The sequence below is a fragment of the Rhodovulum sp. DZ06 genome, from assembly GCF_050586345.1.
In the GTDB taxonomy this organism is placed as follows: Bacteria; Pseudomonadota; Alphaproteobacteria; order Rhodobacterales; family Rhodobacteraceae; genus JBOCEF01.
In genome coordinates this window covers 1-15,488 of record NZ_JBOCEF010000021.1, presented here as the reverse complement: position 1 = coordinate 15,488, position 15,488 = coordinate 1, and the positions used below count along the sequence as shown (strand labels likewise).

Genomic DNA, 15,488 nt, shown 5'->3' with positions numbered 1-15,488 from the left:
TGGCTCAATCCTGCGCATGCGCCCGTTCCGACATGCCCTGGCGACCCTCGCCCTGCTCTGCGCCCCCCTCGCCGCCCCGGCGCAGGAGACGCAGATCGAAGTGGACGTGGAACTCCTGCTGGCGGTCGACATCTCCCGCTCGATGGACCTGGAAGAGCTTCGGATCCAGCGCGCCGGCTACATCGCGGCGCTGCGCGACCCGCGGGTCCACGCGGCGATCACCCGCGGCCAGCTGGGGCGCGTGGCGCTGAGCTATGTCGAATGGGCCGGCGCCGGAAAGCGCGAGCAGGTGGCGAAATGGACCCTGGTCGACGGGGCCGAGGCGGCGGTGTCCTTCGCGGAATCGCTGACCTTCGCGCCGATCCAGGCGGCGACGGGCACCTCGATCTCGGACATCCTGCGCTGGGGCGCCGCCGACATGGACCGCAACGGGTTCCGCGGGCTGCGCCGGGTGATCGACGTCTCGGGCGACGGGCCGAACAACACCGGCCCCGCCGTCACCGCCATGCGCGACCGGGCGGTGGCGCAGGGCATCGCCATCAACGGGCTGCCGCTGATGATGAAGGCCTATGACGGGCCGTTCTCGCTGCGCGATCTCGACGTCTATTACGAGGATTGCGTGATCGGCGGGCACAACGCCTTCGTCCTGCCGGTCTGGGACATGGAGGATTTCGCCGAGACGATCCGGCGCAAGCTGATCCTCGAGATCGCGAACCTCGCCCCCCCGCAGCCGCCGCGGGTGATCCCCGCGCAGCTCGGCCTCGGGGCGCTGAACCCGCCGCAGCCGCGGGTCGACTGCCTGATCGGCGAGAAACTGCGCGAACGCTGGATGCGCGAGGGCGGCTGGGAGTGGTAGCTCACCCCTCCTCCCCGTGGTCGGTCTTGTCCCAGAAGGCCGGGGCCAGCGCCGCCTCCAGCGTCGCCTTCACCGCCGAGACGGACCCGAGCGGGAAGTAGAGCGGCAGGCCCAGCACCGCCCGCATCAGCCCCTTGCGCCCCGACAGCTTCACCGCCAGCGCGGCCGAGCCCACCGCCGCGATCTGCCCCAGCGCCAGCGCGCCGAACAGCACCGCGCCGAACGCGCCCTGGAACCAGTCCGCCTCCCACGGGGCGCCGACGAACAGCCACCACAGCCAAACGGTCCAGAACAGCGGCAGCCCCAGGAAGGCCGCCGCCGACCCGAGGAAATGCGCCTGGAACCCGAGGAACCCGCGCAGCCCGAGGTCCCGCGCCAGCCGCACGGGGCGGCGCATATGCGCCAGCCAGGTCATCAGGTAGCCCTTCTGCCAGCGCGAGCGTTGCCGGATCCACGCCAGGGGCCGCTTCGTCGCCGCCTCGCGCGTTTCCGAATCCACCAGCCCCGTGACATAGCCCGCGCGCGCCAGGCGGATGCCCAGGTCCGCGTCCTCGGTCACGTTATGCGCGTCCCAGGCCCCGATCCGCTCCAGCGCCCAGCGGCGGAAGAACACGGACGTGCCGCCGAGCGGGATCGGGAAGCCCATCCGCACCATCCCCGGCAGCACCAGCGTGAACCAGGTGACGTATTCCACCGCGAAGCTGCGCGCGATCCAGCCGTCCTGCAGGTTGTGGAAGGCCAGCCGCGCCTGCACGCAGGCCAGCCGCCCGGAGCCCTGCGCGAAAGCCTCGGCCACCTTGCGCAGCTGGTCCGGCTCGGGCCGGTCCTCGGCGTCGTAGATGCCGACGATCTCCCCCGTGCAGAAATCGAGCGCGTGGTTCAGCGCCCGCGGCTTGGTCTTCGGCCCGCCCTCGGGCGTGATCACGACCTTGAGCCACGGCGGCAGCGGCACGGCGTCGAGCGCGGCGAGGGTCTCCCCATCCTCCGGCTCCAGCGCGAACACCGCTTCGAGCTTCTCGGGCGGGTGCTCAAGCTTCGCCAGCGCCTGCACCAGCGGCGCGACCATCCCCGGTTCGCGGTAGAGGGGGATCAGCAGCGAGATCCGCGGCAGCGTCGCGGCGGCGGCGGCGGAGCGCGGCAGCGCCCGGTCCGGGTCGCGCAGCGCGCAGGCGGGGGGCCGCGGGGCGCCGCCGAGCGCCGAGGCGCAGACCGCGATCCGCAGGCACAGGTTCACCAGGTTGAACAGCAGCGCGGCCCCGAACAGCGCCGGCAGCGCCACCCCCGGCGCCAGCAGCAGCGCGGCGGCGGCCCCGGCCAGCCCGGCGCCGACCATGGCGCGGGCGGCAGGGGCGGTCAGGGCCTCGGCGCTCAGCGCCCTTGGCGTACGGCGGCGGGCGCGCAGGGCCCGCCGCTCGGGATGCGCGATCTGCAGGAACCGGTCGAACCCGGCCCGGGACGTGGCGGCGATGCCCGGCTCGGCCCCTTTCGGCAGGCGGAAGGCCCGGCGCAGCGGCCCCATCCGGGCGGGCAGCGCATCCGGGTCGGCGGCGACCAGCAGCAGCGTTCCATCCGCGTCGCGCCAGGGCACGGCGCGGAACCGCAGCGCGGCGTCGAGCAGGTGCGGCGGGAAATCGGCGGGGTCCGGCGGGTCGCGCTCCAGGTCCACGAAGGGCAGGCCGAGCTGTTCGGCCACCGCCAGCGCGACGGCGCCTTCCTCGGCATGGCCATGGGCGGTGAGAATCTCGCCGAGCCGCGCGCGGCCCGGGCCCTGGGCGGCCTGGCGGCGCAGGCTGGCGGCCAGCGCGGCGTGGTCGACCTCGCCCCGCGCCAGCAGGATCTCGCCGATTCGGCGCCTGGGCGCGGAGGGGTCCCCATACACGCCCCGCCCCGCGCGCGGGACCGCCGGGCGGGGCGCAACGCTCCGCACCGCGGCGACGTGTCCGCCGCCCGCGCTATCCCTGGGCCTGTCGCCCGACACCGAATCCTCCGCACCTTGATCGCCGGAGCGACAGGGTGCGGGGATCTAGTTACCGATGGATTAACTTAAAATCCGCGCCTTCAGACCATCGAGGCGACGAAGCGCTCGAACAGGTAGAAGCTGTCCTGCGGGCCGGGGCTCGCCTCGGGGTGATGCTGCACCGAGAAGACCGGGCGCCCTTCCATGGCGATGCCGCAATTGGACCCGTCGAACAGCGAGACATGGGTCTCGATCACGCCCTCGGGCAGGGTCTGCGCATCCACCGCGAAGCCATGGTTCATGGAGGTGATCTCGACCTTGCCGGTCGCCAGCTCCTTCACCGGGTGGTTCGCGCCGTGATGGCCGTGGGACATCTTGACGGTCTTGGCGCCGAGCGCGAGGGCCAGCATCTGGTGGCCGAGGCAGATGCCGAACACCGGGATGTTCGCCGCGAGCACGCCCTTGATCATCGGCACGGCGTATTCGCCGGTCGCCGCGGGATCGCCGGGGCCGTTCGAGAGGAACACGCCCTCGGGGTTCAGGGCCAGCACCTCTTCCGCCGTCGCGGTGGCGGGCAGCACGGTGACGTCCGCGCCGGCCGAGGCGAGGCAGCGCAGGATGTTGCGCTTGGCGCCGAAATCGACCGCCACGACGCGCCGCCCAGGGGTCTCGCGCTTCGGATAGCCGTCGGGCCAGGCCCAGCGCATCTCGTCCCAGCGATAGGACTGGGTGCAGGAGACTTCCTTGGCCAGGTCCAGCCCCTCGAGGCCCGCGAAGGCGCGGGCCTTCTCGATCAGCGCGGGCACGTCGAAATTCCCGTCCTCGCGGTATTCCACGGCGCAATGCGGCGCGCCGTTCATGCGGATCGCGCGGGTCAGCCGCCGGGTGTCGATGCCGCCGATGGCGATCCGGCCCTTGCGGGCGAGCCATTCGGACAGCGTCTCGGCCGAGCGCCAGTTCGACGGCTCGGTCGGGTCCCATTTCACCACCATCCCAAGGGCGACCGGGTCGGCGGTCTCGTCATCCTCGGCATTGGCGCCGGTATTGCCGATATGGGGGAAGGTGAAGGTCACCACCTGGCCCGCATAGGACGGGTCGGTCATGATCTCCTGGTAGCCGGTCATGGCCGTGTTGAAGCACAGTTCGCCGGAGGCGACGCCCTCGGCGCCGAAGCCGCGGCCCATGAACACGGTGCCGTCGGCAAGCGCGAGGCAGGCGGTCGGGCGGGCGGACGCGATCCCCGTGGGCGGGGTGGCGGCGGCCTTGGTCTGGGCGTCGGACATGCGCGCGGCTCCTGACTGGCGGATATGAGGGGGGCCTTGAGGCCGCGGCAACCTAGTGAGCGGCGCGGCGCGGGTCAAGCGCGCTGTCTGCCTGCAAATTAACCATGCACGATCAAAAACTTGCCGCAATTAACGGATCGTTGGCGACTCAGTGCGCTTTATGTATGGTCGCCGGACGTGCCCCCTGCGGGGCCCTGCACAGGAAGGCTACATGCGTAACCGCATCAAGGCCGCGCTCGAGGATGCGCTTGAAAGCGACGACCGAACCCGGGTCGCCACGTTGCGCCTCATCTGCGCCGCCATCAAGGACCGGGACATGGCCGCCCGGGGGGCCGATGACGGGCCCGACTGCATGACGGACCCCGAGCTCGTCCAGATCCTCTCCCAGATGATTTCGCAGCGCGAGGAAAGCGCCCAGCGGTACGAGGAATCGGGCCGCATCGAGGACGCGCGCCGCGAGCACGAGGAAATCGAGGTGATCCGGGAGTTCCTGCCCCGCCCGCTCTCCGAGGAGGAGGCGCGCAAGGCCATTTCCGAGGCGATCGCCGAGACCAAGGCGAAGTCGATCCGCGACATGGGCGCGGTGATGGGCACGCTGAAGTCGCGCTATCGCGGGCGGATGGACTTTTGCAAGGCGGGGGCGGAGATCCGCAGCGCCCTGGGCTGAGGCCCCGGCGCGGACCTCCCGCCCGGCGCGCCCCCGCGAACGCCCCAAAGGAAACATGTCGACGCCGCGCCCGGCTTTCCCCGGGCGCGGCGTCCGCTTTTGCGCGCGCCATGCGCGGCCCGCCCCGGCGCCGCACGCGCCCGGCCGCGGCCGCCGCGCCGGCGCCCGGCCCGCCGCGGGCGCAGCCGCCGGGGCGCGGCCCGCTCAGCCCGCCGCGGCCCGCTTCGGGCGGCGCGCGCCCCGGGCGGCCGCGGCCAGCCGGCGCACGCCGTCATGGCCCGGGCGCTCGGCCTCGAGCGCATCGGCGGCGGCGAGGGCCGCCTCCGCGTCCCCGGCCCGCAGCAGCAGGCGCCCGCGCAGCAGCCGCAGCCGCAGCGCCCCGTCCTCGGTCGCCTCGCGCGCCGCCTCCTCCAGCGCCGCGGCGGCGGCGCGGCAGCTATCGGTCGGCGCGGCGCGGGCCCCGAGCAGCGCCTCCGCCCAGGCCCGGGCCAGCCCCGGCGCCGCGGGCCACAGCGCGGCGGCGCGGGCGAAGGCGGGCCAGGCCTCCTCCTCGCGCCCCTCGGCCAGCGCGAGGCGCGCGGCCAGGCCCGCGATCTCCGCCTCCTTCCAGCACAGCGCGTCATGGGTGACGGCCATCAGCGCGGCCGCGTCGGCGGGCGGGTCGGCCTCGCGCGGCCAGCGCGGGGGCGGGGGGAACAGCGTCTCCCGCTCCGGCAACCACTCGGCCCGCAGCGCCTCGTTCGCCTTCTCGAACATCGCCATGAACCGCGCGGCGGCGGCGCGGGCGGGCCGGGCGCCGCCGCCCGCATGGCGCTCGGCCAGCCGCCCGATATCGATCCGCTCGCCCGCGCCGCGGCCGTAACGGTCGGGCGCGATCTCGGCCAGCCGCGCCAGCCAGGACTGCATTTCCGGGCGCAGCGCCCGGTTCCGCCGCGGCGGGCGCGCCAGCCCGTCGGTCGCCCCGAGGCCCATCGCCGCGAAGGCGTCCTCGACGATGTCGCCGCCGACCAGCTCGCCGCGCGCGAAGATCCGCAGCGTGATCGCGTCGCGCCCGAAAGCCGCCTTCGCCTCCTTCATCACGCGCGCATAGCGGAAGGCCCGGCGCGGGTTGGCCGGGAACACCGGCGCCTCGGCATCCGCCTTGCCGTCCCGCGCCCGGGTGCTGGCGATCGAGACCGCGAACTCGTCCTGCCGCCGGATCCAGGCGAAGACCTCCAGCCGCCCGGCCTGTTCGGCGGCGAAGTTGCGCAGCGCCTCCAGCATCGGGGGGCCGTCCGGCAGGCTCCAGAAAAACTCCGAGGACAGCGCCAGCGTGTCGGGCGGGGGCCGCCCCTCGGCCGCCGCCTCGGCCAGCGCGGCGCGCAGTTCCTGCGCATAGGCCGCGCGCAGGACGTCCCAGAGCGCGGCGCGATCCGCCGTCCCCGTCGCCTCCAGCGCCGCCGAAAGTTGCGGCGAGGGGCCGGGATGCAGCGCGGCTGCGAGGCGCACGTGGCTGCGCCCGCCGAAACAGGCGGGGTAGAGAATCCCCCGGGCGCGCAGGACCCGCCGGTTGGCCGCGAGGACGTCCTGCAGCGAGGTGGTGCCGGTCTTGGGCGCGCCGATATGGATCAGGCAACGGGCGAAACGGTGCATGCGCGTATCTGAGCCAAGCAGGGTTTAGAGGTGGTTAACCACCCCCGCGCCGCCACCCCTGTGACCTTGCCGCAGCAGGACGGGCGCCGCGCGCAGGCCCCACGGGCGCGTGTCTTGCCCGGATTCCGCCCCCCGCGGTAGATTGTCGCCATGCTGCGCCGCACCATCCCCGCCCTGATCCTCGCCGCCGTCGCGGCCGCCCTGCCCGGCGGCGCGCGGGCGCAGGCGTCCGGCTGCGCGGACCCGTCGGGGGCGGTGGAGGCGGCGACGGCGTTCTCCGCCCTCTCGCCCGCCGAATCGGAGCTGGCCGAGGAGCGTTTCGGCGCCGAGTTCGCCGAGGCCCGCGCCCGCGGCCGGGACCCCGGGGCGCTGTTCGCCTTCGCGCGCTGCGAGTTGAACGGCATCGCCCCGCCCGAGCTGGTCGCGGTCGGCCGCGCCCCGGCCACCTGCGCCGGGACCGGCGCCGGGGGGCCCTGCGGGCTGTGGGTGCTGTCGCGCACCGAGGAGGGCTGGCTGCAGATCCTGGAGACGGTGGGCGCGCCGCGCCTCGCCGCCTCGTCCACCCGCGGCTGGACCGACATCCTGGCCGGCGCCGGGCCGCGCCCGACCGTCTTCAAGTTCGACGGCGACGTCTACGCGTCCGACCTCGGCGACGACGCGGTGACGCTGGACGGGCTCGAGGAATACGGCGCCGCGCTGGACGGCGCGCTGCAGGTGGTGTGGTTCGGCCTCGGCGACGACATCCCCGAGGCGGCGGGCCGCGTGTTCCTGTGGTTCTGGGAACATGCCGCGGTGACCGAGGATGGCGGGCTGCAGGCGCTGCCGGACGAATTCCGCGTCGGCCTTGCGCCGATCATCCCCGACGCGGCCCCGGCGGTGGCGATCCAGGGAACCTCGGCCCGGTTCTGCTCGGCCGAGGGCTGCGCGCACTGGATCTACCGGCCCTCGGGCGACTCGGCCGCGCCGCGGCTGGCGGCGAAGTTCCGGGCCTTCGACCTGAACCTCGCCGATTCGGGGGCGTTCGGGCACCGCGACCTGGTGGTGAACGGCATCGCCGGCCCGCAGGTCTGGCGCCATGACGGGACCGGCTACGTGCACTCGCCCGTCACCCGCCCGGTGCGCCCGGGCGAGGCGGCGGCGCTGGAGGACTGAGGCCCCCGGCGCCGCGCGGGCCCGGTCAGACCTCGCGGAACATGTCCGCCTGGGGGTCGAGCGCGTGCAGCTTGCCCGAGCCGATGTCCATCCACGCGCCATGGAGCGAGACGAGACCGTCGCGCACCGCCTCGGCCACGAAGGGAAAGCCCATCAGGTTCTCGAGCGAATGGCGCACGCCGTGCTGCTCGAGCGTCTCGAGCTTCTGCTCGCGGCTGCCGCCCTGTTCGGCGACCTTCTCATAGGCGGGGCGCAGGATGTCCATCCAGCGGCCGACGAAGCTGTCGCCCTCGTCCAGCTCCGGCGCGGCGCCCGAGCACATGTCATGGCAGGCGGCGACGCCGCCGCAGCCCGAATGGCCGACGACGACGATATGCGCCACTTTCAGCGCCCGGACGGCGTATTCGATCGCCGCCGAGGTGCCGTGGTGGTTGTGGTCGGGCGAGTAGGGCGGGATCAGGTTGGCGACGTTGCGCACGACGAACAGGTCGCCCGGCTCGGCGCCGAACATGGCGACGGCGTCGACGCGGCTGTCGCAGCAGCTGATGATCATCGAGCGGGGGCGCTGGCCGTCCTGCGCGAGGCGGGCGTACCAGGTGGCGTTCTCGGCGAAGCGGTTGACGCGCCAGGCGCGGTACCGGTCGGCCAGATAGGACGGCAGGGCTGCGCCGCTGGGCTTGGCGGCGGCTTTGATGTCGTCGGACCCGGTCATTCTGGGCGCTCCCCTCGTTCGTTGCAGACCGGGGAGACTAGGTATGTCGCAGCGCAGCGCGGGGCAAGCCTTTCCGAAGCCGCGCGTCGACCCGCCCGCCCGTGGGACCGCTTCGCCCGCGCGGCGCGGCGGGCGGGGCGCGGGCGAGGACGGGCGCTAGAGGAACCGCTGCGCGATGCGGTGGACGGCGCGATTGCGGCTGAGGAACCGGCCGAGCGGGTTCTTCACGAAGAAATTCGACATGAAGGCCATGACGCCCATGATCCGGTGCTCCCGCGCCTGGCGCACCCAGGGCGGCTCTGCCGCGGCGGGCACGTCGCCGGGCCGGTGGCCGGAGGCATGGCCCGGGATGTGGTAATTCTCGTTCGGGCCGTTGGCGTTGAGGAAAGCGGCGATCTCGGCCCCGAAGCGGTTGAAATAGTCGGCGTGCTTGGCGGCGATCTTCTCGTAGTTCACCTCCCACAATCCCCGTTTCGAGCGGAAGATCGAGGCGTCGCGGATGCGGTAGCGGAAGAGGGGCGCGGGCAGCATCGCCCCGCGCAGCCCCGCGGCCATCAGAGAGATCACCGATTCCCAGTCGTCGAGGAACATGCGCAGGGAGGGGTCGTGGCGCCCGGCCTCGAGGAAGGCGGCGCGCCAGTACACCAGGCCCTGGCAGTTGGTCATGTTGAAGATCAGCTGGCTCGGCGGCTCGGGGTTCCAGGTGGACCAGACGCGGATCGTCTCGCCGCTCTCGTCCCGGAAATCCTCGTTCCAGCAGCCGACGAAGGCGAGGTTGTCATAGCCTTCGAGCACCGCGACGGCACGGCGGTAATAGTCGGGCTGCACCACGTCGTCGGCGTCGAGCAGCGCCATCAGCGCGCCGCTCGCCGCCTCGGCGCCGCGGTTGCGGGCGGCGGCGACGCCGCGGTTGGGCCCGCGCAGCAGCTGCAGGGTGCGGCCGGGAGGCCAGTTCTCCGCCTCCCGCTCGATCCGCGCGAGGGCGTCGAGGCTGGCCGGGTCGGTCGAGCCGTCGTCGACCAGCACCACCTCGATCTCGGGCCAGTCGGCGCAGAGCACGCTGACCAGCGTCTCGTCGATGTATTTTCCCATGTTGTAGAAGGGGATGACGACCGACAGCCGCCCCTCGGCCCCGCGTTCGCGCAGGGGGCGCACGTCGCGGGCGGGCCCGGCGATGAAGGGGAACAGGCGGCGGGGGGCGTTGCGGGCCTGGAGCTCCTCGACCAGCTCGGCCTTCTGCGCCAGCACGGCCGCGGGATCGCAGGCGGCGCGCACCGCCTCGCGCGCGGCGCGGCCCATGGCGGCGCGGGCCTCCGGCGGCATCTCGGCGGCGCGGCGCAGGGCGGCGACGCCCGCCTGCGCGTCCGAGAGGTCGGCGGTGATGGCGGACACCCCGTTCTCGACGATCTCGAGATGCCCGCCCTGGTCATGCAGGATCGTCACCCGGCCCGCGGCCATGCTCTCGAGCGCCGAATAGGGGAAATTGTCGAACAGCGACGGGTGGACCTGGGCGATGGCGTCCGCGGTCTCCACGTCGATGCGCACGCGCGGGACGGGCCCCGGCAGGCGCAGGCGGCCCGCGGCGATCTCCCGGGCGTAGCGGTCCTCCAGGTGCGCGCGCATCGAGCGGCCGGCGGCGGCGAAATCGGTGTCGCCGCCATAGAGGGTCAGCGGCGCGTCCAGCCCCTGCGCCCAGGCGTCCCGGAACAGGGCCGGCAGCCGCTCCGCCCCCTTCCAGTAGGCGAGGCGCGAGGCCATGAAGAACCCGCCCTTCGGCGGCGCATCGGCCTGGATCGGCCCCGCGGGGACGGCCATCGGGTTGCGGATCACCTGGGCGCCGAGGGGCTTGCCGAGATCCGCCTCGATCCGGTCGACCAGCGCGCGGCTGGGGCTGACCACCGCGTCGGCGGCGAGCAGGCTGAATTTCTCCATCACCCCCTGCCAGTAGACGGGCAGGCGGTGGGTCGGCTGGTCGTTGAGCCGGTCGATCAGGTAGGTCGGCGTGTGCGCCAGCGTGATGACCGGCGTGTCGGCGAAGGCCGGGTCGCCCGTCAGCCGCCGTTGCAGCAGCATGTAGCCGATGCCGAACCCGTCCGGGACCTCGACCGCGTCGAACGGCCCGTGATCGCGGATGATCCGCGCCGCGCGGTCGGCGAAATCGACCGAGACCGCGGGCCAGTGCCCGAACCAGTCGTATTCGCGCCGCGTCCCCGCGGCGAAGCGGTGGACCTGCACCCCGGGCAGGAATTCCTTGCGCCCCGCGCGGTGCGGCGCGTCGAGCGCGAGCACGTGCACCTCGTCCCCCCGTGCGCTGTGCGCCGCGCAGACCTGGGCCATGTAGGTGGACAGGCCGCCGCCGAAGCCGGGCGGAAACTCGAACGTCAGGTAAAGAATGCGCATGGCCGCTCCGGGCTGTCGAATGCGCCGCGCTTCAGGCGGCCCGGGGCAGTTTCCGGGCGGCGGATTTAAGCGAGGTTAACCCCCTTCGGGCGGGCCGCGGGGGCGGGTGAAAATCGCTCTTGCACCGGGTCCGCGAATCTATATAAACCGCCCTCACGCAACGGATCGCGGGCGTAGCTCAGGGGTAGAGCACAACCTTGCCAAGGTTGGGGTCGTGAGTTCGAATCTCATCGCCCGCTCCATTGCGACACCAAAAGGCCGGCCCCTCGGGGCCGGCCTTTTGCGTTTCCGGCGGCGCGCGGCGTCAGGCCGGGACGGCCGCGGCAGGCGCCCTGCCCCGGCGCAGATACGCCTCGGCGATCAACAGGTTGGGGACCCAGCAGCTCCAGGCGATCCAGGTCGCGGCGGCGTCGTAGTCCTGCCCCAGCGCCATCGCGACCGGCAGCTGCAGGCGCAGCGACAGCGCCGCCATGGTCAGCGCCGCGGCGCGGATCATCCAGGCCCGGTGGGCGGCGAGATCGCGGCGCAGCGCCGTCGCGACCCCCAGCCCGGCGCAGGCGATCCACAGCGCCCCGAGCAGCCCGAAGCCGAAGGCCGCCGACGGCCCGGCCGCGACATGCGCCGCCAGCCAGATTCCCGAGACGCCGCCGACCGTCATGCAGGCCGCCGCGAGGCGCCCGCTCCAGCGGTGCAGCCCCGGGCGCCGCGCCCGCAGCCGCGCCGAGAGCTGCAGCGGCAGCAGCCCAAGCGCCACCGCCGCCAGCGTCACGTGGGCGTAGAAGGCGGGCGCGCGGGCGGCGACGTGATGGGTGAAATGCGGGGCCGCCTCCGCGATCGGGAAGGCCAGGTAACGGACCGAGGCCAGCGCCACCAGCGGCGCGGTCAGCCACAGGCACCAGCGCCCGAGGGCGGAACGGGAGAAGCCGGCGCGGCGGCGCGGGGGGAACGGCGTCATGGCGGGAACCTCCGGGTTGGGAATCGCTTTACACTGTCAAGTTGCTTGACACTGTAAAGCTGACCCGCGCCCCGGATCAAGCCTGGATTGACAGTGTAAAGCCGGCGCCCCCAGATGGGCCCATGACCGACGCTTCGACCGCCCGCCCCAGCCTGCGCGACACGCTGATCGATTCGGCCTGCGCCCTTCTTGCCGAGGGCGGGCGCGAGGCGCTGACCCTGCGCCGCTGCGCCGCCCGCGCGGGGGTGTCCCACGCAGCGCCCGCGCACCATTTCGACGGGCTGGACGGGCTGCTGGTCGCGGTGGCGGGCCGCGGCTTCGAACGCTTCGCCGACGCGCTGGAATCGGCGGCGGCCGAGATCCCCGAAACCGACCCGCGCGGGCGGCTGCGGGCGCTGGTGCGCGGCTACATGGCCTTCGCGCAGGACCACTCGGGCCTGTTCAGCCTGATGTTCCGCAAGGCCGAGCGCCCGGCGACCTACGACCCGGCGGTGAAGGCGGCGGCCGACCGCTCCTGGATCGCGCTGGAAAGCGCCTGCGCCCCCTTCGCGCGGTCCGAGCGGGAGCTGCGCACGATGTCGATGCAGGTGTGGTCGCTGGCCCATGGCTACGCCTTCCTGGCCGAGGCCGGGCAGGTCGATCCGGCCGCCGAGGATGGCGGCGGCTTCGCGGCGGTGACCGCCCTTCTCGATCAGATCGGAAATCCGCCGAACAGCGCTTGACGCCCCCCGCGGCCCCCTTTATATCCCCGCTCCACGCAACGGGGCGCGGGCGTAGCTCAGGGGTAGAGCACAACCTTGCCAAGGTTGGGGTCGTGAGTTCGAATCTCATCGCCCGCTCCATTGCGAAACAGGGCCGCGTCCTTCGGGACGCGGCCTTTTTCGTTTCCGCCTCCCCCCGCGCCCACGCCGCGCGGGACGACGCCGCGGCAGGACGCAACGTCATGCCCCGGCCCGACGCCCGCCGCCTTTTCCTCGCCGCAATGCAGGGCCCACCATGGGATGTCGACGTTCGCGTCAACGTCCAATGCATCATGACGTCTGGGAGGACACCGCCATGATCCGAACCGCCTGCGCCGGCGCGCTTGTCGCCGCGGCGCTCGCCGCCCCCGCCTTCGCCGCCGACCCCGTGCATGGCCTGTGGAAGACCGAGGCCAATGACGCGGGGCGCTACCTGCATGTCCGCGTCGGCCCGTGCGAGGCCGATCCCGCGCTGACCTGCGGGGTGATCGACAGCGCCCATGGCGGCGCGGATGACAGCATCGTCGGCCGCAGGATGATCCACGACATGAAACCCGAGGGCGGCGGCAAGTACGATGACGGCAAGATCTGGGCCCCGGATGACGACAAGACCTACTCGGCCAACATGGAGCTGGACGGCGCCGACCTGCTGAAGGTCGAGGGCTGCGTCTTCATCATCTGCCGCGGGCAGGACTGGACCCGGGTGAAGTGACGCCCGGCCCTCGCCGCCCCGTCAGAGCGGCGATTCGATGATCGTCACCCGGGCCGCGTCGAAGGCGATGCGGCCCGCGAGGCGCTCGGCCCCCGGGACGGGGTCCTCGTAAACCCAGGCGATCTCGGGGGCCGAACCATCGGCGAGGTCGCGATACCGCGCCGCCCCCTTGATCGGACAGCGCGTGCGTTTCTCCGCCGGGGCCAGCGGCGCGGCGATGTCCGCGGCGGGCAGGTAGAGGACCGGGTCGTAGAGGTCCCGCCCGCATTCCAGCACCCGAAGCGCGTCCTCGCTGCGCGCCAGCAGGACGTCCCCGAGCCGGATCTCCACCCGCTTCCCCGCCGGGCGCACGCGCATGTAATGCGCCCGGTTCTCGGGGTTCATGACGGTGAAGCTCTCGGTCACGGGCGCACCATCGCTTCGACCAGCGCGCAGCGGCCCGCCTCGGCGGCCTCGAGGGCGCGGGACAGGGCGGCGGGCAGGTCCTCGGCCCGGTCCACCCGCTCGGCATGGGCGCGGCTGGCCTCGGCGATCTTCACGAGGTCCGGGACGGGCGAGAGCGAGGTCAGCGGCATGGTGTTGGCCGAGGCCGCGGCCCCGCCCGGGTACATCCCGGCGACCGACTGGCGCACGGCGCCCCATTCCTCGTTGTTCACGACGACGATCACCAGCGCGATGCCCAGCGCCTCGGCGATCTGGTGGCAGGCGGCGGGGTTGGCGAACAGGTAGCTGCCATCCCCCATCGTCGCCACCACCGTGCGCCCCGGATCGGCGAGCTTCATCCCCAGCCCCGCCGGGAAGGCCCAGCCGAGGCCGCCGGAATGCGGCTCCTGCCGCCAGGAGCCATGCGCCTCCAGCGCCAGCGGGTCCAGCGGCACGCCGAGCTCCGACAGCACCGTGGCGCGGCGGCCTTCGAGGGCCTCGCCAAGCCGCAGGGCGACATGGGCCTTGGTCATGCGCGGCCCGTCCTCGGCCCCCGCGCCCGCCTCGGCCTCGGCGCGGATGGCGGCGCGGCGAGCCGCCGTTTCCTTGCCGATGCGCTCGCGGCGCGCGGTTGCGGCATCGCCCGGCGCATGGGCGGACAGCGCGTCTTCCAGCGCCGCCAGCCCGTCCTCGGTCTTGCAGGAGAGCGCCAGGTGGGCGGCGAAGTTGCGCACCGGCTGGCGGGCATAGAGCGGATCGGGCCCCATCTGCACCACCACCGCCGCGGGGCTGAGCGGGTGCATGTCCGGCCCCCAGGGCGCGAGGGCGTCGAGCACCAGCACCAGGTCCGCCTCCGCCAGCCACGGCGCCGGGTCGCCGCCCACATTCATCGGGTGGGAATCCGCCAGCGGCAGCGCGTTGCACCACCAGCGGCAGACCGGCAGGCCCCAGCCTTCGGCGATGCGGGCGAGCGCGGCGAAGCCCTCCTCCGTCCCGCAGCCGCGCTGCGCGACGATCACCGGGCGCTCGGCCGCGGCGATCAGCTCGGCCAGCCGGGCGAATCCCGCCGGGTCCGGCCCGGCGCGGGTCGCGGTCATCGAGGGCGGGGCCGAGAGGTCCAGCTGCGGGACCTCCTCGCACAGCACCTCGCGCGGCAGGGACAGGTAGGTCGGACCCTGCGGCTCGGACAGCGATATGGCGGCGGCGCGGTCGAGCATCTCTCCGATCATCTCGGGGATGCGAAGCTCATAATCCCACTTGGAAATCTCGCGCACCAGGGCGTGCTGGTCCCGCATCTCCTGCCCCCAGCCGATGGGCACGGTGCGGGCGCCGAAGCGGCCCTGTTCCGTCGTCGGCGTGCGGCCCGACATCAGCACCATCGGCGTGCGGTCCATCGCGGCGTTGATCGCCCCCGCCGCGCCGTTCGCAAGGCCCACATTGGTGTGCAGCATCACCGCCTGCAGCCCGCCGGTCGCGTAGTGCATCCCCATGGCCATCCCCAGCGCGGCATGTTCATGCGGGCAGGTGACGGCCACCGGCAGGTCCTCGCCCGCCGCGGCGGCGCGGGCCAGCCCCTCGATGATCGGCGGGAAATCCGTGCCCGAGTTCACGAAGACATGGGAGACGCCGAGCGCCTTGAGCCGGGCGAAGATCGCGCCCCCGGCGGTGACGCCCTGCGCGCCCTTGGTGTCCGAGCCGTCCATCCGGCGTCCCTCCTGCCCTGCGCCGTCTGCCGCGGCGCTGATGATGATTAGTCAACACGTTGGCCCGCGGCGGCGGGAAGGGCAAGCGGGCGCGGCGGGGCGCAAAGGGCGGGACGCAGAGACGGCGGCCCCCCGGCGCCCCCGGTTCAGCGGCCGCGCAGGGCGCCCCGGGGGCCTGAAACGCGACGGGGGGGGGGGGGGGGGGGGGGGGGGGGGGGTGAGGGGGGGGGGGGGGGGGGGGGGGGGGGGGGGGGGGGGGGGGGGGGGGGGGGGGGGGGGGGGGGGGGGGGGGGGGG

The 15,488-nt window shown here is 73.6% G+C and carries 13 protein-coding genes and 2 tRNA genes; 7 read left to right on the top strand and 8 right to left on the bottom strand.

From position 1 onward, the window contains the following. Nucleotides 1-16: 16 nt before the first annotated feature. On the top strand, nucleotides 17-856 hold the full coding sequence (locus ACQ5SO_RS10965; RefSeq protein ID WP_430941638.1) for a DUF1194 domain-containing protein: 840 nt from the start codon (nucleotides 17-19) through the stop codon (nucleotides 854-856). A 1-nt stretch (nucleotide 857) separates the two neighbouring features. Here the strand turns inward: ACQ5SO_RS10965 and ACQ5SO_RS10960 are convergent, their stop codons facing one another. After that, nucleotides 858-2,735 (bottom strand): glycosyltransferase, encoded by a 1,878-nt coding sequence (locus ACQ5SO_RS10960; RefSeq protein WP_430941637.1) that lies wholly within the window; start codon nucleotides 2,733-2,735, stop codon nucleotides 858-860. A 179-nt stretch (nucleotides 2,736-2,914) separates the two neighbouring features. Beyond that, a complete protein-coding gene (carA, locus tag ACQ5SO_RS10955; protein WP_430941636.1) occupies nucleotides 2,915-4,096 on the bottom strand; it encodes a glutamine-hydrolyzing carbamoyl-phosphate synthase small subunit in 1,182 nt (393 codons plus the stop codon). Nucleotides 4,097-4,307: 211 nt separating this feature from the next. Between carA and ACQ5SO_RS10950 the strand changes: the two genes are divergently transcribed. Continuing rightward, nucleotides 4,308-4,763 carry a GatB/YqeY domain-containing protein gene (locus tag ACQ5SO_RS10950; RefSeq protein ID WP_430941635.1) on the top strand — a complete coding sequence of 152 codons (456 nt, stop codon included), beginning with the start codon at nucleotides 4,308-4,310 and terminating at the stop codon, nucleotides 4,761-4,763. A 204-nt stretch (nucleotides 4,764-4,967) separates the two neighbouring features. On the opposite strand, the gene ACQ5SO_RS10945 is transcribed toward ACQ5SO_RS10950, so the two are convergent. Continuing rightward, nucleotides 4,968-6,395, bottom strand: coding sequence for a hypothetical protein (locus ACQ5SO_RS10945; protein WP_430941634.1), 1,428 nt, complete (start codon nucleotides 6,393-6,395; stop codon nucleotides 4,968-4,970). Between the two features lie 150 nt (nucleotides 6,396-6,545). Between ACQ5SO_RS10945 and ACQ5SO_RS10940 the strand changes: the two genes are divergently transcribed. Next, nucleotides 6,546-7,547, top strand: a complete 1,002-nt coding sequence (locus ACQ5SO_RS10940) for a hypothetical protein (protein ID WP_430941633.1) — start codon at nucleotides 6,546-6,548, stop codon at nucleotides 7,545-7,547. A gap of 25 nt (nucleotides 7,548-7,572) precedes the next feature. On the opposite strand, the gene ACQ5SO_RS10935 is transcribed toward ACQ5SO_RS10940, so the two are convergent. Both ACQ5SO_RS10935 and ACQ5SO_RS10930 read right to left on the bottom strand, forming a co-directional pair. Continuing rightward, nucleotides 7,573-8,259, bottom strand: coding sequence for a carbonic anhydrase (locus ACQ5SO_RS10935; protein WP_430941632.1), 687 nt, complete (start codon nucleotides 8,257-8,259; stop codon nucleotides 7,573-7,575). Between the two features lie 156 nt (nucleotides 8,260-8,415). Then, nucleotides 8,416-10,659, bottom strand: a complete 2,244-nt coding sequence (locus ACQ5SO_RS10930) for a glycosyltransferase (RefSeq protein WP_430941631.1) — start codon at nucleotides 10,657-10,659, stop codon at nucleotides 8,416-8,418. Between the two features lie 167 nt (nucleotides 10,660-10,826). On the opposite strand from ACQ5SO_RS10930, the gene ACQ5SO_RS10925 reads away from it, so the two are divergent. Then, nucleotides 10,827-10,901: transfer RNA gene (locus tag ACQ5SO_RS10925), tRNA-Gly, on the top strand. 62 nt (nucleotides 10,902-10,963) lie between these two features. Here the strand turns inward: ACQ5SO_RS10925 and ACQ5SO_RS10920 are convergent. Further along, nucleotides 10,964-11,614, bottom strand: a complete 651-nt coding sequence (locus tag ACQ5SO_RS10920) for a DUF2306 domain-containing protein (protein ID WP_430941630.1) — start codon at nucleotides 11,612-11,614, stop codon at nucleotides 10,964-10,966. Between the two features lie 122 nt (nucleotides 11,615-11,736). Here ACQ5SO_RS10920 and ACQ5SO_RS10915 point away from each other — a divergent pair, with 122 nt between their 5' ends. From ACQ5SO_RS10915 to ACQ5SO_RS10905, 3 genes are all read left to right on the top strand, one after another. After that, a complete protein-coding gene (locus tag ACQ5SO_RS10915; protein WP_430941629.1) occupies nucleotides 11,737-12,336 on the top strand; it encodes a TetR/AcrR family transcriptional regulator in 600 nt (199 codons plus the stop codon). Nucleotides 12,337-12,381: 45 nt separating this feature from the next. After that, nucleotides 12,382-12,456 (top strand) — tRNA-Gly (locus ACQ5SO_RS10910). Between the two features lie 214 nt (nucleotides 12,457-12,670). Next, nucleotides 12,671-13,066: a DUF2147 domain-containing protein gene (locus tag ACQ5SO_RS10905; RefSeq protein ID WP_430941628.1), complete on the top strand. Its 396-nt coding sequence runs from the start codon at nucleotides 12,671-12,673 to the stop codon at nucleotides 13,064-13,066. 21 nt (nucleotides 13,067-13,087) lie between these two features. Here ACQ5SO_RS10905 and ACQ5SO_RS10900 read toward each other — a convergent pair whose 3' ends face one another. Beyond that, complete coding sequence (locus ACQ5SO_RS10900) at nucleotides 13,088-13,471, bottom strand: DUF427 domain-containing protein (RefSeq protein ID WP_430941627.1); 384 nt, start codon at nucleotides 13,469-13,471, stop codon at nucleotides 13,088-13,090. Then, a complete protein-coding gene (locus tag ACQ5SO_RS10895; RefSeq protein WP_430941626.1) occupies nucleotides 13,468-15,192 on the bottom strand; it encodes a thiamine pyrophosphate-requiring protein in 1,725 nt (574 codons plus the stop codon). Before ACQ5SO_RS10895 ends, ACQ5SO_RS10900 begins: the two co-directional genes overlap by 4 nt. Nucleotides 15,193-15,488 lie beyond the last annotated feature (296 nt).

Excerpts from the sequence above, each read along its gene's own strand:
- ACQ5SO_RS10965 (WP_430941638.1), top strand. The coding sequence starts at position 17 with ATGCGCCCGTTCCGACATGCCCTGGCGACCCTCGCCCTGCTCTGCGCC.
- carA (WP_430941636.1), bottom strand. The coding sequence starts at position 4,096 with ATGTCCGACGCCCAGACCAAGGCCGCCGCCACCCCGCCCACGGGGATC.
- ACQ5SO_RS10950 (WP_430941635.1), top strand. The coding sequence starts at position 4,308 with ATGCGTAACCGCATCAAGGCCGCGCTCGAGGATGCGCTTGAAAGCGAC.
- ACQ5SO_RS10945 (WP_430941634.1), bottom strand. The coding sequence starts at position 6,395 with ATGCACCGTTTCGCCCGTTGCCTGATCCATATCGGCGCGCCCAAGACC.
- ACQ5SO_RS10940 (WP_430941633.1), top strand. The coding sequence starts at position 6,546 with ATGCTGCGCCGCACCATCCCCGCCCTGATCCTCGCCGCCGTCGCGGCC.
- ACQ5SO_RS10935 (WP_430941632.1), bottom strand. The coding sequence starts at position 8,259 with ATGACCGGGTCCGACGACATCAAAGCCGCCGCCAAGCCCAGCGGCGCA.
- ACQ5SO_RS10930 (WP_430941631.1), bottom strand. The coding sequence starts at position 10,659 with ATGCGCATTCTTTACCTGACGTTCGAGTTTCCGCCCGGCTTCGGCGGC.
- ACQ5SO_RS10920 (WP_430941630.1), bottom strand. The coding sequence starts at position 11,614 with ATGACGCCGTTCCCCCCGCGCCGCCGCGCCGGCTTCTCCCGTTCCGCC.
- ACQ5SO_RS10915 (WP_430941629.1), top strand. The coding sequence starts at position 11,737 with ATGACCGACGCTTCGACCGCCCGCCCCAGCCTGCGCGACACGCTGATC.
- ACQ5SO_RS10905 (WP_430941628.1), top strand. The coding sequence starts at position 12,671 with ATGATCCGAACCGCCTGCGCCGGCGCGCTTGTCGCCGCGGCGCTCGCC.
- ACQ5SO_RS10895 (WP_430941626.1), bottom strand. The coding sequence starts at position 15,192 with ATGGACGGCTCGGACACCAAGGGCGCGCAGGGCGTCACCGCCGGGGGC.